Annotated in this window: 26 protein-coding genes and 1 pseudogene; 10 read left to right on the top strand and 17 right to left on the bottom strand. The window is 35.2% G+C overall.

All coding sequences use genetic code 11. The features are described 5' to 3' along the window. Positions 1 to 4: 4 nt before the first annotated feature. The gene (gene aroQ / locus SBO79_RS13795) at positions 5 to 418 is read right to left on the bottom strand and encodes a type II 3-dehydroquinate dehydratase (protein ID WP_318640977.1); all 414 of its coding nucleotides are present in this window, start codon (positions 416 to 418) and stop codon (positions 5 to 7) included. Between the two features lie 97 nt (positions 419 to 515). Next, positions 516 to 1052 (bottom strand): porin family protein, encoded by a 537-nt coding sequence (locus SBO79_RS13790; RefSeq protein ID WP_318640976.1) that lies wholly within the window; start codon positions 1050 to 1052, stop codon positions 516 to 518. Between the two features lie 178 nt (positions 1053 to 1230). Here SBO79_RS13790 and SBO79_RS13785 point away from each other — a divergent pair, with 178 nt between their 5' ends. From SBO79_RS13785 to SBO79_RS13765, 5 genes are all read left to right on the top strand, one after another. Beyond that, positions 1231 to 1755, top strand: coding sequence for a hypothetical protein (locus tag SBO79_RS13785; protein ID WP_318640975.1), 525 nt, complete (start codon positions 1231 to 1233; stop codon positions 1753 to 1755). Positions 1756 to 2055: 300 nt separating this feature from the next. Then, positions 2056 to 2688, top strand: a complete 633-nt coding sequence (locus SBO79_RS13780; protein ID WP_318640974.1) for a porin family protein — start codon at positions 2056 to 2058, stop codon at positions 2686 to 2688. Positions 2689 to 2949: 261 nt separating this feature from the next. Beyond that, positions 2950 to 3261, top strand: a complete 312-nt coding sequence (locus tag SBO79_RS13775) for an outer membrane beta-barrel protein (RefSeq protein WP_318640973.1) — start codon at positions 2950 to 2952, stop codon at positions 3259 to 3261. Beyond that, complete coding sequence (locus SBO79_RS13770; RefSeq protein WP_318643521.1) at positions 3243 to 3572, top strand: outer membrane beta-barrel protein; 330 nt, start codon at positions 3243 to 3245, stop codon at positions 3570 to 3572. Before SBO79_RS13775 ends, SBO79_RS13770 begins: the two co-directional genes overlap by 19 nt. A gap of 349 nt (positions 3573 to 3921) precedes the next feature. Continuing rightward, the gene (locus SBO79_RS13765) at positions 3922 to 4566 is read left to right on the top strand and encodes an outer membrane protein (RefSeq protein WP_318640972.1); all 645 of its coding nucleotides are present in this window, start codon (positions 3922 to 3924) and stop codon (positions 4564 to 4566) included. Between the two features lie 520 nt (positions 4567 to 5086). Here the strand turns inward: SBO79_RS13765 and SBO79_RS13760 are convergent. The 6 genes and pseudogenes from SBO79_RS13760 to SBO79_RS13735 form a co-directional block, all read right to left on the bottom strand. Continuing rightward, positions 5087 to 5521, bottom strand: coding sequence for a MarR family winged helix-turn-helix transcriptional regulator (locus tag SBO79_RS13760; RefSeq protein ID WP_318640971.1), 435 nt, complete (start codon positions 5519 to 5521; stop codon positions 5087 to 5089). A 32-nt stretch (positions 5522 to 5553) separates the two neighbouring features. Beyond that, entirely contained in the window at positions 5554 to 6186 is a 633-nt protein-coding gene (locus SBO79_RS13755; RefSeq protein ID WP_318640970.1) for an NAD(P)H-dependent oxidoreductase, read from the bottom strand. 811 nt (positions 6187 to 6997) lie between these two features. Then, positions 6998 to 7762: pseudogene (gene rluF, locus SBO79_RS13750) on the bottom strand (23S rRNA pseudouridine(2604) synthase RluF); the annotation flags it as partial. A gap of 248 nt (positions 7763 to 8010) precedes the next feature. Then, a complete protein-coding gene (locus SBO79_RS13745) occupies positions 8011 to 8853 on the bottom strand; it encodes an alpha/beta fold hydrolase (protein WP_318640969.1) in 843 nt (280 codons plus the stop codon). Positions 8854 to 8896: 43 nt separating this feature from the next. Next, positions 8897 to 9676, bottom strand: coding sequence for a zinc ribbon domain-containing protein (locus tag SBO79_RS13740; protein ID WP_318640968.1), 780 nt, complete (start codon positions 9674 to 9676; stop codon positions 8897 to 8899). Positions 9677 to 9678: 2 nt separating this feature from the next. Beyond that, the gene (locus tag SBO79_RS13735; protein WP_318640967.1) at positions 9679 to 10773 is read right to left on the bottom strand and encodes a Nif3-like dinuclear metal center hexameric protein; all 1095 of its coding nucleotides are present in this window, start codon (positions 10771 to 10773) and stop codon (positions 9679 to 9681) included. A 210-nt stretch (positions 10774 to 10983) separates the two neighbouring features. On the opposite strand from SBO79_RS13735, the gene lpxK reads away from it, so the two are divergent. After that, positions 10984 to 12006: a tetraacyldisaccharide 4'-kinase gene (gene lpxK / locus SBO79_RS13730; protein ID WP_318640966.1), complete on the top strand. Its 1023-nt coding sequence runs from the start codon at positions 10984 to 10986 to the stop codon at positions 12004 to 12006. A 272-nt stretch (positions 12007 to 12278) separates the two neighbouring features. Next, positions 12279 to 13091, top strand: a complete 813-nt coding sequence (locus SBO79_RS13725) for a purine-nucleoside phosphorylase (RefSeq protein ID WP_318640965.1) — start codon at positions 12279 to 12281, stop codon at positions 13089 to 13091. Here SBO79_RS13725 and SBO79_RS13720 read toward each other — a convergent pair. From SBO79_RS13720 to recF, 9 genes are all read right to left on the bottom strand, one after another. After that, positions 13088 to 15250 (bottom strand): tetratricopeptide repeat-containing hybrid sensor histidine kinase/response regulator, encoded by a 2163-nt coding sequence (locus SBO79_RS13720; protein ID WP_318640964.1) that lies wholly within the window; start codon positions 15248 to 15250, stop codon positions 13088 to 13090. The two genes, SBO79_RS13725 and SBO79_RS13720, sit on opposite strands and share 4 nt — an antisense overlap. A gap of 33 nt (positions 15251 to 15283) precedes the next feature. Beyond that, positions 15284 to 16285 (bottom strand): type I glyceraldehyde-3-phosphate dehydrogenase, encoded by a 1002-nt coding sequence (gene gap, locus SBO79_RS13715; RefSeq protein ID WP_318640963.1) that lies wholly within the window; start codon positions 16283 to 16285, stop codon positions 15284 to 15286. An 18-nt stretch (positions 16286 to 16303) separates the two neighbouring features. Next, positions 16304 to 17173, bottom strand: coding sequence for a lipoyl synthase (lipA, locus tag SBO79_RS13710; protein WP_318640962.1), 870 nt, complete (start codon positions 17171 to 17173; stop codon positions 16304 to 16306). 872 nt (positions 17174 to 18045) lie between these two features. Then, positions 18046 to 18597 carry an RNA polymerase sigma factor gene (locus SBO79_RS13705; protein WP_318640961.1) on the bottom strand — a complete coding sequence of 184 codons (552 nt, stop codon included), beginning with the start codon at positions 18595 to 18597 and terminating at the stop codon, positions 18046 to 18048. Further along, positions 18588 to 19694, bottom strand: a complete 1107-nt coding sequence (locus tag SBO79_RS13700) for a glycosyltransferase (protein ID WP_318640960.1) — start codon at positions 19692 to 19694, stop codon at positions 18588 to 18590. Before SBO79_RS13700 ends, SBO79_RS13705 begins: the two co-directional genes overlap by 10 nt. Before the next feature lie 92 nt (positions 19695 to 19786). Beyond that, positions 19787 to 20800, bottom strand: coding sequence for a UDP-N-acetylmuramate dehydrogenase (gene murB / locus SBO79_RS13695; protein ID WP_318640959.1), 1014 nt, complete (start codon positions 20798 to 20800; stop codon positions 19787 to 19789). A 36-nt stretch (positions 20801 to 20836) separates the two neighbouring features. Beyond that, the gene (locus tag SBO79_RS13690) at positions 20837 to 21505 is read right to left on the bottom strand and encodes a DUF2461 domain-containing protein (RefSeq protein ID WP_318640958.1); all 669 of its coding nucleotides are present in this window, start codon (positions 21503 to 21505) and stop codon (positions 20837 to 20839) included. Positions 21506 to 21667: 162 nt separating this feature from the next. After that, on the bottom strand, positions 21668 to 22054 hold the full coding sequence (locus SBO79_RS13685) for a rhodanese-like domain-containing protein (RefSeq protein ID WP_318640957.1): 387 nt from the start codon (positions 22052 to 22054) through the stop codon (positions 21668 to 21670). 33 nt (positions 22055 to 22087) lie between these two features. Next, positions 22088 to 23167 (bottom strand): DNA replication/repair protein RecF, encoded by a 1080-nt coding sequence (recF, locus tag SBO79_RS13680; RefSeq protein WP_318640956.1) that lies wholly within the window; start codon positions 23165 to 23167, stop codon positions 22088 to 22090. A gap of 153 nt (positions 23168 to 23320) precedes the next feature. Here recF and SBO79_RS13675 point away from each other — a divergent pair, with 153 nt between their 5' ends. From SBO79_RS13675 to mutL, 3 genes are all read left to right on the top strand, one after another. Next, positions 23321 to 24103 (top strand): tetratricopeptide repeat protein, encoded by a 783-nt coding sequence (locus tag SBO79_RS13675; RefSeq protein WP_318640955.1) that lies wholly within the window; start codon positions 23321 to 23323, stop codon positions 24101 to 24103. Between the two features lie 5 nt (positions 24104 to 24108). Further along, positions 24109 to 24678: a 6,7-dimethyl-8-ribityllumazine synthase gene (gene ribH / locus SBO79_RS13670; protein WP_318640954.1), complete on the top strand. Its 570-nt coding sequence runs from the start codon at positions 24109 to 24111 to the stop codon at positions 24676 to 24678. A 146-nt stretch (positions 24679 to 24824) separates the two neighbouring features. Then, complete coding sequence (mutL, locus tag SBO79_RS13665; RefSeq protein WP_318640953.1) at positions 24825 to 26696, top strand: DNA mismatch repair endonuclease MutL; 1872 nt, start codon at positions 24825 to 24827, stop codon at positions 26694 to 26696. The last annotated feature ends 3 nt before the right edge of the window (positions 26697 to 26699 follow it).

Below are 26699 nucleotides of genomic sequence, written 5' to 3'. Positions count from 1 at the left end.
AATTTTACAAAAATGATTGTAGTGCCAATTCATACCCCCTAAGCCCAAAACCGACAAGTACACCTTTTGCGTTTGGGGCAATGTAAGAGGACTGACGAAAACTTTCGCGTGCGTAAACATTTGAGATATGCACTTCCACCACAGGAGTGTTCACAGCTTTTACCGCGTCGCCAATTCCTACAGAAGTGTGAGTATATGCGGCAGCATTTAATATGATTCCGTCATAATCAAAGCCTACTTCTTGGATTTTAGAAATCAATTCACCTTCAATATTGCTTTGAAAATACATCAATTCTATTTCAGCATACTTTTTTCTCAAATCTTGTAAATATTTTTCAAAACTAATAGCCCCGTAGACATTGGGCTCTCGGCTGCCAAGGAGATTTAAATTAGGACCATTAATTATTGCAATTTTCATTTGGTATAGGGTAAGATATTTGAAATTAAAGCGTAAGCCAATATAAATAAAAAAACCATTCGATTGTGAATGGTTTTTTTAGGATTTTTGATTGCTGTTAGAATAAGAATCCAGCAGAAAGTTGAAAGGTTGAATTTTTAACTTCGGCATATTTCGAAACTTCTGACAATCCAACAACATATCGCGCTGATACGAAGATGCTTTTGGTCAAATTAAGACCTAAGCCTCCTGCTACAGCAAAATCAAAATCTTGGTTGTCATAGGCTTTTTGAGGATCATTAATTAGGAACGAGAATTGAGGACCTGCCTCAAGACTTAATTTATCTGTCATAAGATAAAATTTTCCCATTATTGGTAGTGCAACATAATCAAGATTAAAGTCGCCTAAACCGTCCACCTTTGCACCTTGAGAGGAATATAAAAGCTCTGGTTGTATGGAAAAGTTTTCAAGTAGTTTTAATTCCGCCACTAATCCGGCATGAAGACTAGTTCTTGACTTGTAATTAATATCACTAATTCCTCCGCTAAAATTGGAAAAATTTGGACCCGCTTTAATTCCGATTTTTAATAATTGAGCTTGAGAGGCCGTGCTAAAACCAACGACTGCAATAAATGCTAAAATTACCTTTTTCATAATGTAAGATTTTATTTATGTAAAGATAGTAGACACTAGTGTCAATAGCTTATATAATTCCCATTTCTGATTGCTCAATTTACATCTGGTTAACAACTATGTTTATAATTTAAAACATAGCAAGAAAAATTCCTGATTAATTGCGATATATTTGGAAATAATCTTAAATTTTGATATTATGAGAAAAATTTTATTTTCAGTAGCAGCACTTTTCGCAATTAGTACGATGAGTGCGCAAGATGGTGGGTTCAGTTTAGGACTTCACGCCGGTATTCCAATGGGTGATATTAAAGACACTTCTAGTGCAAACTTTGGCGTTGATGTAGCTTATATGTGGCCTATGGGTGAAGGATTCAATCTTGGTATCGCTTCAGGATATACTAACTATTCTGCAAAAGAATATGACATCGTTACTTATAGTCCAGAATTAGGATTTGTAACCTCAAAGTTCAAAAGAGATGATGCAGGATTTATTCCTCTAGCTGCCGCTGCTAGATTAGGTCTTACAGAAAACTTCTTTATCGCTGCAGATCTTGGATACGCATTTTACACAGGAGATGGAGATGCTAATGGAGGTTTTTATTATCAACCAAAAGTTGGATATGACTTCATGCCTTTTGAAGTATTTCTTGCATACAAGGGAATTTCCTTGGACGGAGGAACATTCAGTTCTGTAAATTTAGGAGCTGCATATAAATTCTAAGTTTTTACTATTATTTGCAGTTAATATTTAAATCGAGAACAAGCTTAAAATCTTGAATCGTGTTTATTTATTAACTGCATTTTTAATTAAGATATGGAGCAATACATTATCTGTAATTGACGGTATTTGGAATATTTAATGACAATTTATACTCAAATGTTGGTAAATTTTATGATTAAGTTATTGGTTATGAGTTAAGTATGTTTAATTTAACGCTCTTTTAATAAAATTAACACTTAATTCACAATTGTAATTGAAATATTGTTATTTTTGTCTCATAATTTATAAAATTACTTAAACATGAAAAAAATTATTTTATCAGTAGCAGCAATGCTTACTTTTGGTTTTGTTAACGCTCAAGAAGTTGAATTTGGAGTTAAAGCGGGTGTAAATATCGCGTCTATCACAGGTGATGTTGAAGATGTAAGTGCAAAAATTGGATTTCACATTGGTGGATTTGCAGAAATTAAAATTTCTGAGAAATTTTCTGTTCAACCAGAACTTTTATTCTCTACACAAGGAGCAAAATCTGAGTACACTTATAACGAAGGTGGTTTTACTGAAAAATCTACTGACAAATTAAACCTTAATTACATCAATATTCCAGTTATGGCGAAATTGTATGTAGCTGAAGGATTTAGCCTTGAAGCAGGACCACAAATTGGGTTCTTGATGAGTTCTAAAACTAAATCTGATTATACAATTACAGGTGGTGGAATGGACATCAACGAATCTGTAGAGGTAGATTCAAAAGAATTTACAAACACTGTTGACTTCGGATTAAACTTTGGTCTTGGATACAAATTTACAGAAAATCTTTCTGCTGGAGCTAGATACAACTTAGGTTTATCTGACATCAATAAAGAGGTTGATGGTGAAGCTTTATCTGTGAAAAACTCAGTAATTCAAGTTTCTATTGGTTACTCTTTCTAGTAATTTGATATGATATATTAAATGAAACCGCCTTTCGAGGCGGTTTTTTTTATAAATTTATATCAGCTTCGTCTAAGAGAATTTTTTAATAAAGGGATCGTTCTGTAGTAATCTACAATTTTAAAAAATTGATCGATAACAAATCTAAGTAATACGTTCTTTTATTACTTTAGGAGATTCAGATTATTTTTCTATCAACCACACCTAAGCTAGTTTAGACATCGGTTAATTAGGTGTTTCATGTTAACAAAAGTAAATTGTATGAAAAAAGTTATATTATCAACGTTTGCAGTATTTACATTTTATTTCTCAAGCGCGCAGTCAGTTAGATTTGGAGTTAAGGGAGGCGTGAATGTTGGAAATATTATTAGTGCCAGTGATCGTGCAGATAGCAAAGTGGGATATCACATTGGGAGTTTTTCTGAAGTTAGAGTTTCTGAAAGATTCTCAATCCAACCAGAAATATTATATAGTAGGCAGGGAGCTACTGCAGAAGAAACTGCTACTATTAGCGGCGTACTTTACAGTGGCAAAGTGGATTTAAACTTTCTTATATATATGTACCAGTATTAGTAAAATATTATGTTGTAAAAGATTTTAGCTTGGAAGCAGGTCCTCAGATTGGTTTCTTAACCAGCGCAAAAGCAGATGCAGAAATTTCCGCAGTTGGCGGTGGTCCAGCAATAAAGCAAAGTCGCGATCTAAAAGAAAAATTTAATACTGTGGATTTTGGATTGAATTTCGGTTTAGGATATAAATTCGTCAAAAATTTTTCTGCTACTGTAAGGTACAATCACAGTCTACAAGATCTCAACAAGGAGAGTGCTAGTACAGAAGCAGTCAAAAATGCGGTTGTCCAAGTTTCGATTGGTTATACTTTCTAAAGGTCACTTTGCTTTTAATGTAATTTCAACCTCTTTTCCGAGAGGTTTTTTAGTTCAATCAAGTATTAAAATCCCAAAACACTATATGCACATAATAATGGGAACTTTTAGTGTGTTTTAAGTTTCCAAAAAGTGATTTTATGATCAGAATTTTGTCTAGAAATGACTTGAATTGTTAAGAAAGATATAATTTTCTATCTACATAATCGCAATAATGGAATTTCTATTGATTTAGTTATGAGTGTTTTGTAAATTATTAATCTATGAAAAAGCAATTTTGACAATTTTTTCACATATCAAACTAGTAATCTTGTTTACTTTTGTGCCGTAATATACAAACTAACACATTATGAAAAAGATTGTTTTATCAGTTGCAGCAGTATTCGCTTTCGGATTTGCAAATGCACAAGAAGTGGAAAATGCACAAAATTTTGGTTTCGCAAAAGGTGACATCATCGTAGAAGGTGCGCTTCAATTTGGAACAACTAACAACAAAAATACAGAAGTAAAAACTTCTAATTTAGGATTTACTCCAAAAGCAGGTTTGTTCGTAACAGACAAAACTATGGTAGGAATTGAACTAGGAATTGGTTCAGCAAAAACTACTGACGATCTTCTTAATACAGAAGTAAAGGCAAATAATGTGTCAATCGGTGTATTTGGTAGATATTATTTCCTTGAATTAGGTGAGCGTTTCAAAACTTATGGTGAACTTGGTTTAGGATACCAAACTGCCAAAGGTGAACTTACAACGCCACTAGGAACTACAAAAAATGATGATGTAAACACTATCGGTGTTGGTCTTTCAGTAGGTATGAATTATTTCTTGACACAAAACATGGCTGTTTCTTTTACACTAGCTGATGTATTGTCTTACGGAACTTCAAAAGTTGATTCTGATAATGCAAAAGCACAGACAGAATTCAATGGTAACTTAAACGTTTTGAATAATATTTTTGCTACTCCAACAATTGGTTTGATGTACAAATTCTAATTCAAGTTTAAAATACAATAATTAAAAACCTGTTCATTAAGTTGAGCAGGTTTTTTTTTGCTCTAATCTTATCCTTCGACCGGTTCGTATTTAGAATATCTTTTCCATTTTTTGGGCGCAACCCGAGCCACAATGTTGAGGTAAACGAAACTAGCAATCAGTTGGCTCGTGTCGGGCTGTCCGTTATATCTTTGCTGCCAGAACTTGAGCGTTAAATACCATATTTTCTTGGCAGCAAAGGATGCCACTGCCATCCCTTGCGCAGAATAAGGAGGATATAAGATAGGAAGAAGGAAGATACGAAGATAGGAATGATAGAAAAACAGGAAGGTAGGAAGGTAGGAAGACGGGAAGGAAGATAGGAAGATAGGAAGATAGGAAGATAAGAAGATAGGAAGAAAGGAAGATAGGAAGAAAGGAAGATAAGAAGAAAAGAAGATAGCTAGGAGAACAGTTTTTAAAAAAAAGTCCGACAAACTTTTAAAGTGTCGGACTTTTTCTGTTTTTCTAGAAAATTTTTCTATTGCTGGATTTTTGCCAGCATATCATCAAGCAGCGTTTTTAACTTCTGAATATCTTCAGCTTTCACGTCAATTTTATGAAGCATTTCCGCAGGAATTGTACACGCTTTCTGCTGCAAATTGAGTCCTTGATCGGTTAAGAAAAGCTCAACAACTCTTTCATCTTCTTTCTTTCGTTTCCTATTGATGTAAAATTTGTTTTCCAATCGCTTTAGTAAGGGTGTCAACGTGCCACTATCCAGAAGCAATTTCTCGCCGAGTTCACTTACTGTAAGTCCTTCATTCTCCCATAAAACCATCATTACGAGATATTGTGGATAGGTCATGTCGAGTTCTTCCAATAAAGGCCTGTAAAGTTTTGTAATCTCTTTGGACAGTGCATATAACGGAAAACATACTTGATTATCAAGTCGTAATGAATCGATCTTTTCCATAATTGAGGAATTTTAAATGTTTTAAAAGAATTTTACTTTCGAATTACAAATTCTTCCATCGGAATTCGAACTTTTTTCATAGTTGCCAAATAATCAGTTTGGGGATTACGGTAACCAAGATATAGGAGTGAAACACTTTTGAGACCTCGCTCTGCTAACTCTAAAATCTCGTCTACTTTCTCATTGCTAAATCCTTCGGCTGGCGTAGAATCTACTTTCAATTCTGCAGCTTGTGCCATTGCAAGACCCAAAGCAATATAGGTCTGACGTGCAGTGTGTGCAAAATGTTGCTCGGGAGTCTGTGCACTGTATATTGCTTTAATTTTGTCAGTATAACTACTAAAACGACCCTGTGGTAAATCTCTCACATCTGTATGATGATCGTAAACCTTGTCAATTTTTGCATCTGAATATTGATCCCAAGCCGCAAAAACCAAAACGTGCGAGCAATCTCTCATAACCTCCGGATTAAGTGCGCCTTCAACCATCCTATTTTTTAAGTCCTGATTTTCAACTACGATCACGCGAAAAGGCTGCAATCCCGAAGATGTAGGAGCAAGACGCGCTGCCTCCAATATTTTATTCAAGTCTTCGGTTGATACTTTTTGTGTTGCATCATATCCTTTTACCGCATGTCTCCATTTTAAATTTTCTAGTAATGCCATCGTATATGTATTTTGTAAATTTTAAACTTTTATAATTAAAGAGTGGACAAAGGTACAATCCAAAGAATTGTGTGCAATTTAATTTTGCAAAAGTTTAGTAGTTAAATTTTAGTAAGGGAAATGGGCCTGCTTGAAATAATAAAAGATGAATTACACAGATATAAGCAAGCAATTATAATCACATAGTATGGTCATTAAATTAAAAAAGCCAGAAAAATAGTTTTTTCTGGCTTAATAGTAACATGTAGAATATTTTTTAATATTCGCCTTTATTCTTATATCTTGGATCATCCTTTTTGATATATTCTGCCTTTCTCGGCTGATCACTCGAAGGGCCTTTTGCTTCTCTTGAAGCAGAATTTTCACGATTGTCATTTCGAGAATCTCTTGAATCTCGGCTATTTCTCGAATCTTGATTATTTCTTGGTTGAAAATCCCTACGGTCGCTATCTTTTGGCTCGCGATTATCTCTCGGCTGGAAAATACCTCGATTAGAATCTCTAGAATCTCCACTTTCTCTAGAATCTCCAGAATCACGATTGTCTCTCGGCTGGAAATTACCACGCTCATTATATCTCGAATCTTCTCTATCTCTTGAATCCTTATTATCTCTTGGAGTAAAATTTCCTCGGTCAGATTCTCTACTGCCGCCATCTCTAGATTCTCTTCGATCTCTCGAGCCTCTATCGTCTCTAGAATTTCGATGATCTCTAGAATCTCCGCTGTCTGTACTTTCTGATCGTCTCAAAAATGACGGTTGACGCGATTCAAAAGGTCTGTCTGCTGACTGCGAATTCCGATCTGGTCTTTGACGCATTGGAGGGCGTGGCGAAACAGGTTTTACATAACTTCCTTCTTCGGTTTTAGTCGAAGGTTCAATTAGTTGATTGAGTTCGGTAATCTCGGCTTCGGTCAAATCTCTATATCTGCCAAGAGGCACGTCAAGAGAGATGTTGATAATTCGAATACGTTTTAATGCTGTTACATCATATCCAAGATACTCTGTCATACGACGAATCTGTCGATTTAAACCTTGAGTTAAAACAATTTTGAAAACAAATTTACTAATTTGCTCTACCTTACATTTATTGGTTACCGTATCGAGAATCGGAATTCCATTTCCCATTCTGAAGATAAACCTATCAGATATTGGTTGCTTTACAGTCACCACATATTCTTTTTCGTGGTTGTTACGCGCACGAAGAATTTTGTTTACGATATCGCCATCGTTGGTCATAAAAATCAAACCTTCACTGGCTTTGTCTAGACGTCCGATTGGAAATATACGTTTTGGATAATTGATGTAATCTACAATATTACCATCCACTTCTAGATTGGTAGTACATTCGATACCTGGCGGTTTATTAAAGGCGAGATAAACGGGTTTTTCGTTTTTCTCACGTATGAGTTTACCGTCAATACGCACTTCGTCATCGGGAGTTACTTTTGTTCCCATCAGCGGAATTTCGCCGTTGAGAGTAACTCGCCCTTCTTCTATTAGCTTGTCGGCTTCTCTTCGTGAGCAAAAACCTGTCTCACCAATAAATTTATTAAGCCGTTTTAAATTATCTTCCATTGTGCAAAAATACAAAATTTGTGTGGTTTGAAAGCAGATTTTCAAATTATCACAAAAGCCCTAGCCTGGATTGTACCGAACCCGAGCAAAGCGAACTGATGAAGCAAATCCTTTTGGCTTTTTTTTGCCCAAAAAGATTGAGAGGGGAAAGCGGGACCCGATCAGAGCGAACTGGCGAAGCAAAGAGCTCCAAGAAAAAAAATCTAAAAAATTGAAAATATCTAAAAAATCTAAATGATTGAAAAGTGTTACTTGAAGAGAAAATTGTAAATCAACTGATTAAGATCTTCGTCCTGCATACTGTGATCTAAGCCATTAGTGCTATGCATAATGGCATTCGGAAGATTGCTAAAAATCTTTTGAGACTCTTCGTATAAAACGCTTGCATCTGTGTGATCGTGGATGATCAACGTTGGAATAGTGATAAGCTTTGCGAAATTCTGACCCGAAAATTCATCCAAACTATAACCAAAACGCTTCTTAAAATGTTTGTCGATTCCAACCAATACAGAATTATTGAGGCTAAGAAGTTCTACATAATTTTCAAAAAGCACTTTCTGATCTGAAGGTGCGGCAATCAAAACCATTTTTTGAAGACTAGCAGAGGAAAAAATCGCTTGAGAATACACCGCAGAAGCGCCACCTAACGAATGTGCGATGATAAATTGTGGATGAAATTTCTCCGAAATAAACTTGATAAACTTTCCGTAAGTAGGAATATCAAAGGACTTTCCACTACTCAAGCCGTGAGCGGGAGCGTCTATTGCAATAATGGTTTTCTGATATTTCTGAAGTAGTTGAACCATATTTTCCCATCGGGCAGCATTGCTTTCCCAACCGTGAATAAGCAAAACATTTTCCTGAGTTCCAACCCAAATATAGGTTTGAATTTTGTGATTTTCGAAATCAAAAATCTGTTTCTCTGCCGATTGCAAAATAGGAGGAAGGTCAGTTTGAGAAAGTCTTTTTACCCTTGGATGGCTAAAGAAATTATAGGCAGTTTTTGCAGCGATTTTTTTTGCAAACCATTGCAAAATATTGATATAAAGTCCAATCGACTTTGTAAGTATAAAATATAATAGTGACTTCATAATAAAAAAAAACCTCCGCAATGCGAAGGTTTTTCTAGATGTTTTAGATAGTTGAAAACAACTGCTCCATTTTCTCTCTCTCTTCTTCTGCAAGGGCGTGATCTACAAGGATACGACCAGAATGCTCGTCAGTGATGATTTTTTTGCGAGAAGCAATCTCAACTTGTGTTTGAGGCGGAATTGTAAAGAAAGATCCTGCAGATGCACCTCTTTCTATAGAAACTACCGCTAGTCCATTTCTTACACTTGAACGAATTCTTTTGTATGCTTTAAGCAAACGCTCTTCGATAAGTGCTTCATAGTCATTTGATTTTGCAATAAGAAATTCTTCTTCTTTTGCAGTCTCAGACATAATTGATTCTAACTCTAACTTTTTATGTTTCAAATGTGTTGTCTTAATTTCCAACTGTTCTTTGGATTTAGAAATCACATCTTTTTTGTGCTCAATAGTTACTTTAAGCTCTTTTATTTGTTTTTCAGAAAGTTGTACTTCCAACTCTTGAAATTCAACTTCTTTTGTAAGAGAGTTAAATTCGCGGTTGTTGCGTACAGATTCTTGCTGCTTAGTGTATTTTTTGATAGATTCTTTATGGTTATCAATCGCAACTTTCTTTCCTTTGATGTTGTCTTCGATTCCTTCAAGATCTGCTTTTAATTTGTCCAAACGAGTGGTAAGACCGGCAACTTCGTCTTCTAGATCTTCAACTTCTAGAGGCAATTCGCCACGAACATTTCTAATTTCGTCAATACGTGTATCAATTAACTGCAAATCATATAATGCTCTTAATTTTTCCTCTACACTTAATTCTTTGATATTCGCCATAATTATAAGTACTTAACCGGATTTGTATTTTCTTCTGATAAAATGATTGCAAAATTAAGGATTTTTTTCCGAAGAAAATCAACAATATAATTTTTTGTGTAACGTTCACTTTCAAAGTGTCCGATATCTGCTAGAACTATTTTATTTTCAGCTTCATAAAAATTATGATACTTTAGATCGGCAGTGATAAAAATATCAGCTTGGGCCGCAATAGCATTAGAAATTGCACTTGCGCCCGAACCTCCAAGCACTGCAACTTTGCTAACTTTTTTATCTAAAAAAGCCGAATGTCGAATTCCCCCACACTGCATTTTGTCCTTAACTAGCTCGAGAAATTCTAGTTCCGAGACCGGATTTTTGAGGATTCCAGTCATTCCTAACCCTACGTTTTGATTGGTATTATTTAGGGTATAAGTTTCATAGGCAACTTCTTCGTATATATGAGCGTCAAAAAGCGCTTTTAAGATCTTGCTTTCTTCGTGCTTATTATAGGTAACTTCTATTTTTTGCTCAGCAGCTTCGGTACGTTCATTTAGTTTTCCAATTACTGGAGCAGCTCCTGCGCCAGGACGATAACTACCTACTCCTTCCGTCACAAAACTGCACTGATCATAATTTCCTATAGATCCGGCACCCGCAGCAAATAGAGCTTTGCGCACTGCATTTGCATTTTCATGAACAGTGAATGTTACCAACTTTCCAACTGTGTTTTTCTTTGGAATAAGAATTTTGGTATCAGTAAGTCCCAAAGCATCGCACATTATTTTATTAACCCCGTTTTTGTCATTGTCCAAAGCGGTGTGGATAGCATAAATAGCAATGTCGTTTTTGATGGCTATAATAACCGAACGCTCTACGTAATTTTTGCCGGTAATCTTTTTAAGGCCCGAAAACAGAATCGGATGAAAGCAAACAATCATATTGCAATTTTTAGTAATTGCTTCATCGATTACAGATTCTAAAGCATCGTGGCAAACCAGAATTCCGTGAATATCTGCTTGAGGATTTCCAACGAGAAGTCCAACATTATCATAATCTTCGGCGTGGGCTAGAGGAGACATTTCTTCCAAAATCCCAGCAATTTCTGATAGTTTCATATTTCTATAATTATTTAAAAAGCTTAATTATTAAGTTTAAAAATCTTTTGGCTTTCGCCGAAAGAAGAATGTAAATATAATGCTTTCTTTTCTGATGGTTTCCGGAAAGTAGGAAGCTGAGTAAGTTGATTTTGCCGTTGACTGAAATTATATCCGAATCAGATTTTGAAATTTTCGCTCTCCTATTAATAAAATTGATACTTTCGTAAAATGAAAATTCTCAGAAAACTTCTATATCCTTTTGGACTGCTGTATGGCGGAATTACTAGTATTCGAAATTTTCTTTTTGATAAGGAAATTTTAAAATCGACCGAGTTTGATATTCCTATAATAGCCATTGGAAATCTCAATGTTGGAGGTACCGGCAAGACGCCACAAGTAGAATATCTCACAAGATTACTTACTCCTTATTATAAGGTTGCGATTTTAAGTCGTGGTTATAAAAGAGGTAGTAAAGGATTTTTTCTTGCTGATGAAAATTCTACGGCTGTAATGTTGGGAGATGAACCGTTTCAATATCATAGGAAATTCCCAAAAGTTTCTGTCGCAGTTGATGCAAATCGCACACAAGGAATTCAGAATATTTTGAAACTACGTCCAGAAACTCAGGTCGTCCTTCTCGATGATGCTTATCAACATCGCAAAGTAAAAGCGGGATTATATATCTTGCTCACTTCCTATTCTGATTTGTTTTCTGATGATTTACTACTTCCTGCGGGAAACTTGCGTGAATCTAAATCAGGTGCTGATCGAGCTGCGATTGTAATCATAACCAAATGTCCTTCATCTCTGAGCCAAGAGCAACAACAAAAGGTCAAGTCGAAATTAGCTTTAACTGAAAATCAACAGTTGTTTTTTAGCACAATTGAATACGATGAATTTGTCTTTTCTGAAAACAACTCTATTTATGTCCAAGAAGTAAAATTAAAAAATAAAACCTTACTCGCCGGAATCGCGAAACCCAAATACTTTTTCGACTATCTAAAAAAGCCATCCGATACTTTATTAGAATTTCCAGACCATCACAATTTTAGTCCAACGGAAATAGAGTCGATAAAAGCGAAAGCAAAAGAAAATCTCGTAATCACCACTGAAAAGGATTACGTTCGATTATATGATTCTGTAGTTTCAGATAATATCTATTATTTGCCAATTAAAAGTGCATTTCTTAAAGACAAGGAATTGTTTGATAAAAGCATTTTGGATTTCTTAAAAAAGTCTACGAACAAATAGGTTAATCCATATTTTCTAAAAAAAAATAAGCTTAATTTTTCTCTTTTAGGTTATTTTTCTTCCTCTATACTTCGGTATTTTCTAAACTTTCTTAGATAATGTTTGGTATTAGATGTTGGGTTTTATTGGCTATATTTACAAGAAAGCGTAAAGCATATTTTGTGATTGTTAAATACTTTCGCAAATAATTAATTTAGATTTTTTCGATTACTTAGATTTTTCTAATCTTTCAATCTCCAATCTTTTAATTTTTCAATCTTTAAATCTAACCTATGTGGGAAACCGTCCAAACTACAGCTGATTTTATTAAATCTAAAACAAATTTCTCACCAGAATACGCAGTGATTTTAGGATCAGGGCTTGGCAGCTTTGTCGAGGATATTTCGGTCGAGTTCACATTGCCCTACGGCGAAATTCCCAATTTTCCAGTTTCAACTGTCGAAGGTCACAGTGGAGCTTTAGTATTTGGAACAGTAGGCGACAAAAAAGTAGTTGCAATGCAAGGGCGTTTTCATTATTATGAAGGTTATTCAATGCAGGAAGTCACTTTTCCCATCAGAGTTTTTAAAATGTTAGGAATAACAAAACTAATTGTCTCCAATGCTTCTGGTGGTGTAAATTCTAAATTCAATGTGGGATCAATTGTTCTGATTAATGACCATATAAATATGCAGCCCGAACATCCGCTTCGAGGTGCGAATGATCAAAGATTTGGACCACGATTTGTAAATATGAGTGAACCTTATAGTCAAAAAATGATTGCAAAGGTTCAAGAAATAGCTGTAGCAGCAAATATCACAGTTCATACAGGAGTTTATCTTGGATTACAGGGACCAACGTTTGAAACACCAGCTGAGTATCGAATGGTAAAAACTCTAGGCGCCGACTGCGTGGGAATGTCTACCGTTCCCGAAGTAATTGTAGCCAGACATATGGATATTGAGACTTTTGGTATTTCGGTAATTACCGATATGGGTGTCGAAGGGCAGATGGAGAATATCTCTCACGCCGAAGTTTTGCAAGCAGCGAAAAAAGCGGAGCCTGAAGTGCGGTATTTAATCTCAACCCTTATTCAAAACTATTAAAGATTCTGAGATAATATTTTATAGAAATTTTCGGGATCAAATGGTTTAGTTATCACATCGGTCATCCCGTAGGATAGCAACATATCCCTGTTTTCATTCAGCGAAATTGCAGTTAATGCAATAATTGGTGTATGGGAATCAAATTCTCGAATCATCTGAGTGGCAATCGTTCCGTTAATTCCCGGCAAATGAATATCCATCAGAACTAAATCGTATGTCTTGTCTCGTATAATTTCAATTGCTTCTTCTCCATTATCAATTGTATCACAAATAATTTGCTTATTCTGAAGCAATTTTTCAGTGATCATCTGATTAATTTTATTGTCTTCTACCAGCAGAATTTTTTTGTTAACAAATACATCGTCATTATAACTATATTCTGATTGACGAGAAACCTCTGATCCTTGATCAAAATTTATAGTAAATGAAAAGGTGGAGCCTTGTCCAATTTCACTTTCAAGAGAAATTTTACCTCCCATCATCTTGATAAGTTTCTTTACGATATTTAAGCCTAATCCTGTACCGCCATATTTTCGATTAATTTCAATTGAGCCTTGCGCAAAACTGTCAAATATGGCAGATTGCTTTTCTTTTGCAATACCTATTCCCGTATCTATAACTTTAAAGTTAATAAGAACTGTACCTTCATCAGCCATTTCTCGTTTTGCGATAACTTTTACACTACCATCAGAAGTAAATTTGAGTGCATTATTGATAAGATTGATAAAGATTTGAGAAAGTTTAGTTGGGTCTCCTAGTAAATTATCGGGCACTTCGGAGTCTATTTCTAGGACAAATAAATTGTTGTTGTCAATTGCCAATTCACTCATTGAGCTATGGATGTTTTCTAGAAGTTGTCGTAAGTTGAAAGCTATCTTTTCTGGAATCACTGTTCCAGAATCAATCCGATTTATTTCAAGTATTTCATTAATAAATGTCAACAGATAATTGCCAGAAAATTTAAGGGCATTAAGGTATTTTAACTGATCTTTTTTTGGCTCTTCGGTTATCAATAAATGCGTTATTCCGTTAATTGCATTTAAAGGAGTACGCAATTCATGACTTACAGTGGAAAGAAATTCTGTCCGCGCTTTTGAAGCTTTTTCTGCCTTATCTTTTGCAGCTTGAAGCTCATTGTTTTTGTCTTTGAGAAGTTGATTGGAATGATTTCGAATAATATTATTCTTATACAAAGACAAACTAAGGAGTGACAAAATTGATATAAGTGCTATTGCTAAAATACTAATTACCTTCGAGAATCGATTTGATTTCTTTTGCTGCTCATTTTCCAAATGCATTTGCTCAATAGTCTTGAGTTTTTCACTTTCTTTAAACTTGTTATATTCCGCCTGACCAAGTCGCTTATTATTTATAAGTGATATATTATTTCGAAGTTCCAAATGCTCTTTCAAGTAAGCGAATGCTTTGGTATTTTGTCCAATATTTTCATGCGCAGTACTAAGAGCAAGGAAAATATTAGATTGTAGATCTTGGTTAAAATTTTTTTTATTGAAAATAGCAGCTCGATCTAGGTAATTAATTGCAAGATTAGAACGCTTTTTATCCAATTCAATAGTGCCTAATTCATAAAGCGCTTCAGCCCGAATATTATACACATCTTCTTTTTCAGTTTTAGCTAGGAGGGAAGTAAAAATTTGTGCAGCTTCTTCTACTTTGCCGTTCGTTCTGTATAAAATTCCTTTCTGCAATTCTAAAAGTTCAATTGCATCGAGATAGGAAATAGATTGATAAATCTCCTTGGCAGTATTAAATGATTTTTCAGCCATTGAATATTGCTTCTTTTGCATATAGCAAAGGCCTATTTTATAATATACAAGAGCTTGGTTAGAAGACGCTGGAAGTATGGCGTACAATTTGGAGGCGTGGGCATAACCATCAAAAGCATCTTCATATTTCTTAATTTGGAAATAAAGATCTCCTAGAAGCGTATACGATTTTGCTTGATTATCAATATCATTTTTTGCCTCTGCATAATTTATCGCTTTCTGAGTGTGATCAAGAGCAGCAATGTAATTATTGGTTTTGATGTCAAAAGCTGCAATTTGAAGATATGTCGCAACGCTGTCTAATTTTTCAGCTTTTGGCTGAGAAAAAGTTAGGATACTGAACAGTAATAGACTGTATTGCCAAAATCTCATAATTCACGCTATAGTTTGAATAAATTTACTACTTTATTTTTTATTTAGTAGCATAATTAAATCTATTAATCTAGAACTATATCCAATCTCGTTATCATACCAACCTACTACTTTTACCATTTTGCCAATTACCGATGTTAATTGTGCATCAAAAAGGCAAGAAGTTGGATTGCCCAAAATATCGACAGACACTATAGGATCTTCGGTATAATCGAGAATTCCATTCAGTCCATTTTGCGAAGCCTTCAAGAACGCTGCATTTATTTCTTCGATTGTAACTTCCCGTTTTACATAGGCAGTTAGATCTGTGAGCGAGCCATCAGGTACGGGAACTCGTATTCCGCTACCTCCAATTTTTCCTTCCATGGAAGGAAAGATTTTTGTCAAGGCCTTTGCCGCTCCAGTCGTTGTTGGAACTATAGATTGGCTAGCAGCTCGCGCGCGGCGCAAATCTTTATGAGGCTGATCGTGCAAACTTTGATCAGTAGTATAAGAATGCACAGTTGTAATATAGGCATTTTCAATTTGGCAAAGTTCATCCAAAATTTTCAGCATTGGCGCCGCATTATTGGTCGTGCAGCTAGCATTGGAAACGATCGTTTCGGTACCGTCCAAGATATGCTCATTTACTCCAAGTACGATAGTTTTAATGCTATCAACTTCTGCAGGAGCAGAAAGAATAACTTTTTTTGCTCCTGCATGTAAATGTTTAGAAATATCTTCCAAAGTTTTATACTTCCCCGTAGATTCAATTACAACGTCAATATCTAAACTTCCCCAAGGTAAATTAATGGCATCCCTCTCATGAAAAAATAAGAAATTTTTTTCATCAACCAAAATTGCTTCTTGATCAAAAGAAACGTTTCGCTTTAATACTCCGTGAATACTGTCGTACTTCAATAAATGAGACATCGTATGATTGTCCGAAATATCGTTTATCGCGACTACATCAATGTGAGGATGATCAAGTAATAATCTAAATAAATTTCGACCAATACGGCCAAAACCATTAATTGCAACTTTAATTTTTGACATTAAAAGCTATAAATAAATTTATAAAATATGTTTTTGTGCTTTGTAAGATGAGCGCACAAGTGGACCACTTTCTACGTGTCTAAAGCCTAAATCGAGTCCAATTTTTTCATATTTAGCAAACTGCTCGGGTGTGATGAATTCTTTTACAGGTAGGTGCTTTTTGCTCGGCTGAAGGTATTGACCAATAGTTACAACATCCACGTTTGCAGCTCTTAAATCGTGCAAAGTTTCAATTACTTCCTCTTCAAGTTCACCAAGGCCTAGCATAATTCCCGACTTTGTTCTATTGATTCCTTGCTCTTTTAAGTACTTTAAAACTGCAAGACTTCGGTCGTATTTTGCTTGAATTCGCACTTCACGTGTAAGTCTTCTTACCGTTTCCATATTGTGAGAAACCACCTCGGGATTTGCTTCAACAATCCTATCTAAGTGGCGCTCTATTCCTTGAAAATCAGGAATTAGTGTCTCCAAAGTTGTCTTCGGATTCATTCTTCTTATCGCTTGCACGGTTTCAAACCAAATAATAGAACCCATATCTTTCAAGTCGTCGCGGTCAACACTAGTAACAACAGCGTGCTTAATATTCATAATTTTTATCGAGCGGGCTACTTTTTCTGGCTCACCCCAATCTACGGTTTCAGGACGTCCAGTTTTTACACCACAAAACCCACATGAACGGGTGCACACATTACCTAAAATCATAAATGTTGCCGTTCCTTCGCCCCAGCATTCGCCCATATTCGGACAACTGCCCGAAGTACAAATCGTATTCAACTCATATTTGTCTACAAGCCCACGAAGTTCGGTGTATTTCTTGCCTATTGGAAGCTTTACTTTAAGCCATTTTGGTTTGCCAATCGGTAACGTATTGTCTAAAACTGTCTCCATTTGTACTATTTTATAATGCTTTGCAAAGGTACGACTTGCATTTTGATTAAATTGGAATTCAACCTTTTTTCAGACTTTTTTAGCCTTTAGAAAATTCGTTTCATTTTCATGATTTTTTTTTGGAGCTTTATCCCGCTTTCCGCTGTATCTCTTCATAGTTGCTGCTTCGCGCAACCATAAAGAGGATGCCGCTCTAATCGGGGCTAGGGGATTTCGCATTTGATACTAATTATTTTTCTAAACAAACCAAGTAGTATGATTTGAAGCTTTGTTGTAAAAATCTATTAAAATGTGAGCTTTGAACAGTTTTCTAGCTTGAGCTAGATTATCTTTAAATAATGAATTCTTTAGCAGTTTACGGGCACGGATTGCACCCGAGGCTTTGCCGAACTGACGAAGTAAATGCGCGCTATCGGGGATATGGAATGTAAAATCGAAATAATATTATAATAGTGTTGAAGACCATAGTTATAGTATTTTTTGCAGGCATTAGACGAATAGGTTACATGAATTTTCGTTAAATTGCAAAATATAATATGGACTTTACAATTAGCCAAACTCCATAAAATTGTCATTTCGACGAAGGAGACTCGAGCAAAGCGAACAGGCGAAGCAAATCACATAATAAAACTCAAAGTTTTACTATCTGTAAAAGATTTGAATTTTATATAATGTCAAGTTGAACACAGATGTAGATTTAGCCAAATAAAAATGTTAAAAGCAAAAATTGACCCCAAATCAGTAGATTTTAAGGGTTGGATTCTATTTTAAAAAAAGTTGAATTTGGCAAATAAATTGCTAGATAATGCACAGTTACCTAAAGATGAAAGTCAGAATGCAAGTGATTATGCAAAGTAAAAGTTAATCCAGTTTTACTTCCTTCCGCGAATAATCTCCGCCAATAAATTCTTAGCTCTCAAAATTCTAATTTTGACATTGCTTAACGGTTGTTCCAATTTATCCGCGATTTCCTGATAAGACATTTCCTGAAAATACCGCAACTGAATAACCTCTTGATAATGTGGTTTTAATTCCTTAATATATTTTAGTAGTCGAGCCAAGTTTTGCTCTTGAATTAATTCGTCTTCGGCGCTAAGTGAAGTATCTGGAAGATTGAGAAATTCACTATTGTCAAAATCATCGATTGTTACAAATGGAGATGACTTGCGCTTGCGAATCATATCAATATGAACATTTTTTGCAATAGCAATCAGCCAAGTATTGAATTGAAATTCGGGATTGTAGGTTTTAATTTTTTCGAAAGCTTTCGCAAATGTTTCAATGGTAATGTCGTCAGTATCCGCTTCATTTTCGGTGCGAACAAGCATAAAACCATACACTTCATTCCAATAAAAATCTAATAGGTAGGTTAAGGCAACTTGATCGCCTGCTTGTGCCCGCTCTATAAATTTTGCTATTTCCAATGTACTGGCTTTGAGAAAATATTGGTAAGAAATACATTCATCTGAGTAAATATAACCACAATTTCGATAACTGGAAACCAATACATCACATCTTTTTCTTTTAATTTTCCGCTCGAAAATCCTAGCACAAGCCAGGTGAAAAGATATCTAAAACCTATTAAACTCAAAACGATAATCCATTCGTATAAAAAAGCTAGTAATAATATTGCTAAGAGGAAAAACATAATTTGAGAAATGTAGAAAACGCTCAACTGAAACTTATCAAATGCTTTATAGTGCGCAGCTGTTGAAACGTGTCTCCTTTTTTGATTAAACCAATCTTTGTAAGTCGTATTTGGTTCAGAATATGTAAATCCTGTCGAATCAAATGAAATTGTAGTATTGTGACTAGTAGCGGCTTGATTGATAAATAAATCATCATCGCCAGATCGAATCTTCATGTGATCTATAAATCCATTAGTTTTGAAAAATTCTTCGCGTTTATAAGCTAAATTTCTTCCAACGCCCATATATGGTTTTCCCGCTTTTGCCCAAGAAAAATACTGAACGGCAGTCAGCATGGTCTCAAAACGGATAATTTTATTAATAAAAGAGCCGGCAATTTTCTCGTAAGCACCGTAGCCTAAAACAATAGTTTTCTTAAGAGTGAAGTGCGAACTCATTTCACTTATCCAATTTTCAGAAGATGGTCTGCAATCTGCGTCAGTAAACAGGAGATATTCATTCTTAGCTGCTTTAATTCCTAAGGTCAATGCAAACTTTTTATTAGCCCAAAAAGCCTCATTATTCACGACTTTTACTAAGCGGATATTGCTGTATTGCTTTTCAAATTCTTCAAAAAGTTCCAAGGTGTTGTCGCTTGAAGCGTCGTCAATTAAGATAATTTCAAAATCAGGAAAATTCTGAGCTGCAAGCAAAGGCACAAATCTTGAAACATTTTCAGCTTCATTTTTGGCACATACTATCACAGAAACAGCCAATCTCTTTGGTGTACCAGTTGTAATTTTAGCGAAAGCGAACTTTCCGAAAATAACTAGGTAATAAAGGAGTTGAAGAAAAACTATAAATATAAATGCGTAAAAAGTAATGAGTAGCATATAGGCGATTAGCTTTTAAAAGACTGCAAATTTAGGCAATCATTTCTAATTTTTTCAATGCTTTATACTAATAAAATTAAGATTATTTTCCTCTAGATAATGTTGACTTCGGCATCAATCCAAATTCCGAAAATATCAAAAATTTCCTTTTGAATTTTTTGTGAAAGGTCTAAAATTTCAGATCCGGTTGCGCCACCATAATTAACCAAAACCAATGCTTGATTAACGTGAATTCCCGCATTGCCAAAGCGTTTACCTTTAAAACCTGCCTGTTCAATAAGCCAACCTGCAGGAACTTTTACTTCGGTATCCGAAATAGGGAAGTGCCTGATATCGGGAAATTTAGCTTGCACTTCCTTAAATTTCTCTTTCGAAATTATGGGATTTTTGAAAAAGCTTCCGCTGTTACCTAACTCTCGTGGATCTGGAAGTTTGGATTGTCGGATAGAAATGACTGCTTTGCTCACATCAGAAATCCCTGGATTTTGAATATTGTTCTTCGCTAATTCGGCAGTGATATCGCCGTAAGAAGTGTTGATCTTATGGTTTCCTTTGCTAAGTTTAAAATCTACAGAAGTAATTATATACTGACCTTTGATTTTATTTTTAAAAATACTTTCTCTATAACCAAATTCACATTCTTCATTATAAAAAGTTCTCATTTCTTGAGTTGCAATATTCATCGCTTCGCAACTTACAAATGTGTCCTTAATTTCGGTGCCGTAAGCGCCAATATTTTGAATTGGAGTAGTGCCCACATTTCCAGGAATCAAAGACATATTTTCCAAGCCGCCAAGATCATTTTCAATAGTAAAAACAACGAAATTATGCCAATTTTCACCACTTTGAGCACGTACGATGGCGCAATTCTCCGTCTCGTTGATGATTTTGATTCCGCGTAAATTAATATGCAAAACCAGTGCGTCAATATTTTTGGTTAGTAACATATTACTTCCGCCACCCAAAATAAATAATTCTCTGCCAACATTAGATGCCAATACTTCCTTTAATTGTGCAATACTGCTGATATTAATATATTCTGCAGCCGAAGCTTCGATACCAAAAGTGTTGTGATTTTTGAGAGAAAAATTTTTCTGAGTTTCCATATTGTTTAATAATTCTTATTCGGAAAATTGTGTTATTTAGGATTGTAATCCACGGTTTAAGAAATCTACCAAAGGTTTTAGGACAATCATCTTCTGCGCGACTTTATCTGCAAAGTCGTTCTTTAAAATTTCTTTGTTAGATAACGGAGCACTTGCTACAAATGATTTTAATCTAAGAAACTCGATCGCCGGATGCTCCTTGTCGTAATTTTTTGGAGAGGTTTTTAAACTGTTTGTTTCGTTGCGCTCCAATTCTTTATAAAGGGTTTTGAAGGCAGAATCTCCAATAATTTGTTCTAAATCATTCTGGAAAAACGCAACTTCTTTTCGGATTTTTGATAACGCTTCGGCTTCCGGCCAATAGAGTCCGCCAGCCACGAAACTTTTTCCGTTTTCAATATGCAAATAATATCCTGCAAGATTGTCTTTTTTGGCTCCAGCCGAAAACCAAATCGCCAAATGAGTTTTATATGGGGTTTTGTTTTTAGAAAAGCGAATGTCTCTATTTATTCTGAAAACGACATTTTTCACCTCTAAATTTTTTAAACTGTCATCCAAAACAATCATCTTGTCAAGCAATTTCTGAGCAAAATTATAATAGTTTTGCTTGTAAATTTCATATCGATTTTTGTTTTCGATAAACCAATCGCGATCATTATTTTCCTTGAGATCTGCTAAAAAAGCTAAACTTTCTTTTGTAATCATATAAAATTATAGTTTCGGAAAAGGATTTTTAGAAAGGTCTACATTTGATAGAAGAATAAAACTTCTAGACTTGAAAATGTCAATACTTCGTCAGGGTTCTTTCGGCGAAAGCCTTCTTAAAAAAAATCTTAATTCTAATAAATATGGAACACAATAAAATTGCTATTTGTCCATTCCTGCGTCATTCCATTTTGTGATTCCACCATCAAGTTCTACGATGTCTGTGAAGCCCATTTCGGCAAGTTTTGCAGACGCTTTTGCACTTCTGCCGCCAGATTTGCAGTACACATAGACGGTTTTATCTTTGTCCAATTGCTTTGCTTGCTCCTCAAATGAATTGCCATTCCAATCAATATTTGTAGCATTTGCGATATGTTGCTCGTTAAATTCCTGTGGCGTACGCACGTCAAGAATCTGTGGAGCATTGGCAGATTTAATCTCTGCTGAAAATTCTTTGGCATCCACTAGCTTTACGTCACTATTGCTTTGTGCGTTGCAACTGAAAAACAGGATGCTTATTGCTGTGATAAATAGGATTCTTAGTTTCATAATTTTAAATATTTGAAATGCTAATTTACGGTTTTAAAGGTTAAAAATTTTATAACTCTGATAAGAAGATTTCACAATTTCTTCGGTTCTTGTTGAATGGGTATCGCTAATAAATAGTTGCCCAAAGGTATCTTCGTTGACCATTTCCACGATTTTTGAAACGCGTTCTTCGTCCAATTTGTCAAAAATGTCATCAAATAAAAGAATTGGTTTTTGACCGCTGCCTTTTTTTAAAAATTCGAATTGCGCAAACTTTAAGGCAATCAAATATGATTTCTGCTGTCCTTGAGAGCCGAATTTCTTGATTGGATTTGCTTCAATCTCGAATATTAAATCGTCTTTGTGAATTCCGCTACTCGTATATTGTAGGACTTTGTCTTTTTCAAGATTTTCTTTGAGTGATTCTAAAAGGCTTTTGTGGTTAAGACTACTTTCGTAAACAAGATTCACATTTTCGGCGCTATTTGTAATGCTGTGATGGTGCTTATTAAAAATTGGAATAAATTCACTTAGAAACTGCTGTCTTTTTTGGAAAATTGGCGTTCCGTATTGTGATAGTTGCTCATCGTAAATTGCTAATGTTTCGGCGTCAAAAACTCTGTTAATTGCAAAATATTTGAGAAGTGCATTTCTTTGAATCAATGTTTTTTGGTAGGAAATTAATCCTTGCAAATAAGTTGAGTCCAACTGCGAAATTACGATATCGATAAATTTTCGCCGAGTTTCGCTGCCTTCGGTAATCAAATCTCTATCTGAAGGGGAGATTATTACAAGCGGAATAAAACCAATATGATCAGAAAACTTTTCGTACGGTTTATTATTTCGTTTTAAAATCTTTTTCTGGCCTTTTTTCAAACTACAGACAATTTGCTCTTCGCGATCATCTTTCACAAAAGTACCATCGACGACAAAAAAATCTTCTCCATGCTTTATATTCTGAACAGCTTGAGGATTAAAGTAGCTTTTGCCATAAGCGAGATAATAGATTGCATCCAAAACATTGGTCTTTCCGATGCCATTCTTGCCTACAAAGCAATTTATTTTGGTATCGAAATCAAATGAGATGTCGGAAAAGTTTTTGTAGTTGAAAAGTGAAATGTTTTTTAAATACATCAAAAAAGGGGACTGAAATTAAAATAGACTGCAAAAATAGATTGCTTTAACGGAAGTATTTCAAAGTAACTGCAAATTATTGAAAAATTCAATTGAAATGACTTTTTAATATGAATAAAAATTATATTTTTGCGGCTCACTAATTAAAAATAAATGGCAACTTACAATAAAAGAGGTTATAGAACTCCGAAAGAAAAACTGGATGACAATGGTTTCATTGAAAATGTTGAAGAAGTAGACGAAGCAGAGAGTACAACTGCAGGTGTTTTTACTTCACTTGACGAAGGTGCTGGAAAAGCTGAAGCTTGGGTTGCAAAAAACCAAAAATATATATTTATCTTAGTAGGTGCGATTGCACTTCTTACTTTAGGATACGTTTTATACCAAAAATTTGTTGTAGAACCTAACGAGGCAGAAGCTTCAGAAGAAATGTTTACTGCACAACAAAATTTTGATAAAGCAGTTGCAGGTACTTCTAGTGATTCATTGTTCACGTTGGCGCTTAATGGATCTGATGGAAAATTTGGATTTGTAAAAATTGCTGAAAAGTATTCTGGTACTGATGCTGCAAATCTTGCAAATTATTATGCTGGTGTATCATACCTTAATTTAGGCAAATATGATGAGGCAATTGCTTCACTTAAAGACTTTAGTACTAAGGAAGTGATTCTAGATGCGCTGAGCAAAGGAGCTATTGGTGATGCGTATGCTCAAAAAAATCAAAACGAAGAAGCTTTAGATTTTTATCAGAAAGCTGCTAATGTTGATAAAAATGATTTTACAACACCAAGATTTTTATTAAAAGCTGGAAAAATTGCCTTAACTTTGGGTAAGAACGATGAAGCTTTGAAGCATTTCACTGAGATTAAGGAATCTTACAAAAATACTCCTGAAGCAAATTCAGTAGATGCGCTGATTGGCTTGTCACAAAAATAAAAAATATGGCTACGGCAAATAAAAATTTATCAGAATATAATAAAAAAATGATCCCAAACGCGAATGACTTTCGGTTTGGGATTGTTGTTTCTGAATGGAATGATGAGGTAACTGAGGGGTTATATCAAGGTTGTGAAGCAGCGCTGCTAGATTGCGGTGCCAAATTGCAAAAAATCACCCGATGGAATGTTCCAGGAAGTTTTGAACTTGTTTATGGTTCTAAGAAAATGATTGAAACTCAAAATGTGGATGTCGTAATCGCAATTGGATGCGTAATAAAAGGCGAAACCATGCATTTTGAATTTGTTTGTGAAGGAGTCACTCAGGGGATCAAAGATCTTAATGTTACTAGTGACGTTCCAGTAATTTTTTGCGTACTTACAGACAATACACAACAACAATCGTTAGACAGAAGTGGTGGAGAGCATGGTAACAAAGGTACCGAGGCCGCTATTGCAGCGATCAAAATGGCGTTTTTACGTCAGCAAGCTAATCTTTGTTATAAAACAAGTAATACAAATCTTCTTGATGCGCAACTGCAACTAGAAGAAGGCACAAAGGAACTCAAGGAGTAAAGAATTTCTCAATATATTTTACAAAACCCATTTAGATTTTTTTAAATGGGTTTTTTTGTTTGTGATAACTTCGCGTTAATGCACCTTACAATGTAACCTATTGTTACAATATTTACGTAAATTTGACAGCTAATTAAAAATCAAGAATGCCAAGCATTATTCAGTTACTTCCAGATCATGTCGCCAATCAAATTGCTGCTGGAGAAGTTGTGCAACGGCCAGCTTCTGTAGTAAAAGAACTGCTTGAAAATGCGGTTGATGCAGGGGCGACCGACATTAAATTAATCGTAAAGGATGCGGGTAAAACACTTGTGCAGGTTATCGATAACGGACAAGGAATGAATGTTACCGACGCACGGATGTGCTTTGAAAGGCACGCCACTTCCAAGATTAGACAAGCTGAAGATTTATTTGCTTTATCAACAAAAGGTTTTAGAGGAGAAGCTCTTGCATCTATTGCAGCAATTGCACATGTGGAACTTAAAACGAAGCAAGATGCCGACGAACTTGGTCATCACATTGTAATTGAAGGAAGTAGGTATGTTTCGCAAGAAGTGGCAGTTTTGCCAACAGGCACCTCATTTGCCATCAAGAATTTGTTTTTTAATATTCCTGCAAGGCGTAATTTCCTAAAGTCGGAAATTGTGGAGCAGCGGCATATTATAGATGAATTTCAACGCGTAGCATTGGCTCATCCGCAAATACACTTTAGCATGTATCACAATGGAAGTGATGTTTACAACCTTCCGATATCCAATATTCGGCAGCGTATTGTAAATATTTTTGCTGGAAAAACTAATGAAAAATTGGTTCCGGTAGAAGAAGAAACAGAGATTGTAAAAATTAGTGGATTTGCAAGCAAGCCCGAATTTGCAAAGAAAAACCGAAGTGAACAGTTTTTCTTTGTCAACGACAGATTTATAAGAAGTGGTTATTTGCATCACGCCATTATGTCGGCCTACGATGGTTTATTAAAAGATGGCTCACAACCTTCTTATTTTTTGTATCTCACAGTTCCGCCAAGTTCGATTGATATTAATATTCATCCAACTAAGACCGAAATTAAGTTTGACGACGAAAAAGCATTATATGCCATTTTGAGGGCTGCGGTAAAACACAGTTTGGGACAATTTAATGTAGCGCCGGTGCTAGATTTTGATAGAGATCCATCGCTTGATACTCCTTACGATTATAGAAATGCTTCTGCAGCAACACCCACGGTCGAATTTAATGGTGATTATAATCCGTTTGCGGATACAAGGCCAAATACTCCGTCTCGCGAATCAAGTAGTTTTTCTGTAAATCATTCTACAGGCAGACACTTTCCAAAAGCAACAGGAAATTGGGATAGTTTGTATATAGGACTAGAAAATGAAAAAGATTCTATACCTACCACTGGATTTGAATTTGAAGCAGATGTTATTACCTCGTCACTCTTTGATGATGTTCACGAAAAAACGGTTACAAAAACGTATCAGCTAAACCGAAAATACATTGTAAGTCCAATTAAAAATGGGATGGTAATTGTGCATCAGCATAGAGCGCACCAACGTATCTTGTATGAGAATTTTTTAAAAAGCATTACAATTAAAAAAGGTCTTAGTCAGCAATTGCTTTTTCCGCTACATTTGTATTTTGGAGCTGAGGAACTTCAAGCAATTGACGAAATGAAAGATTCCTTGACCAACGTCGGTTTTGTCTTTGATCTGAATGAAGCCGAAAGCGTGATTGTTTCAGGAGTTCCCGTTAATGTATCCGAGAGTGAAGTTTCGCTAGTTTTAGAGCAGCTGCTGTCTGATTTACATTCTGATATTCCGTTGACGAGTTTTAGTCAGAGTGATCAGATTGCAAAATCGATGGCGCAGAGTCTAGCGGTAAAGACGGGGGTTACCTTAAATGAGCAAGATCAAGAAAATATAGTAAACGGTCTTTTTGCTTGCAAAGAGCAGAATGTATGCCCGTTCCAAAAAACCACTTTTACTACAATTAGAGTAGAAGATATAGATAAAAAGTTTTAAAGT

It is taken from the genome of Flavobacterium ardleyense, from assembly GCF_033547075.1.
GTDB classification, from domain to species: Bacteria; Bacteroidota; Bacteroidia; order Flavobacteriales; family Flavobacteriaceae; genus Flavobacterium; species Flavobacterium ardleyense_A.
This window is presented reverse-complemented; position numbering and strand designations above follow the sequence as displayed.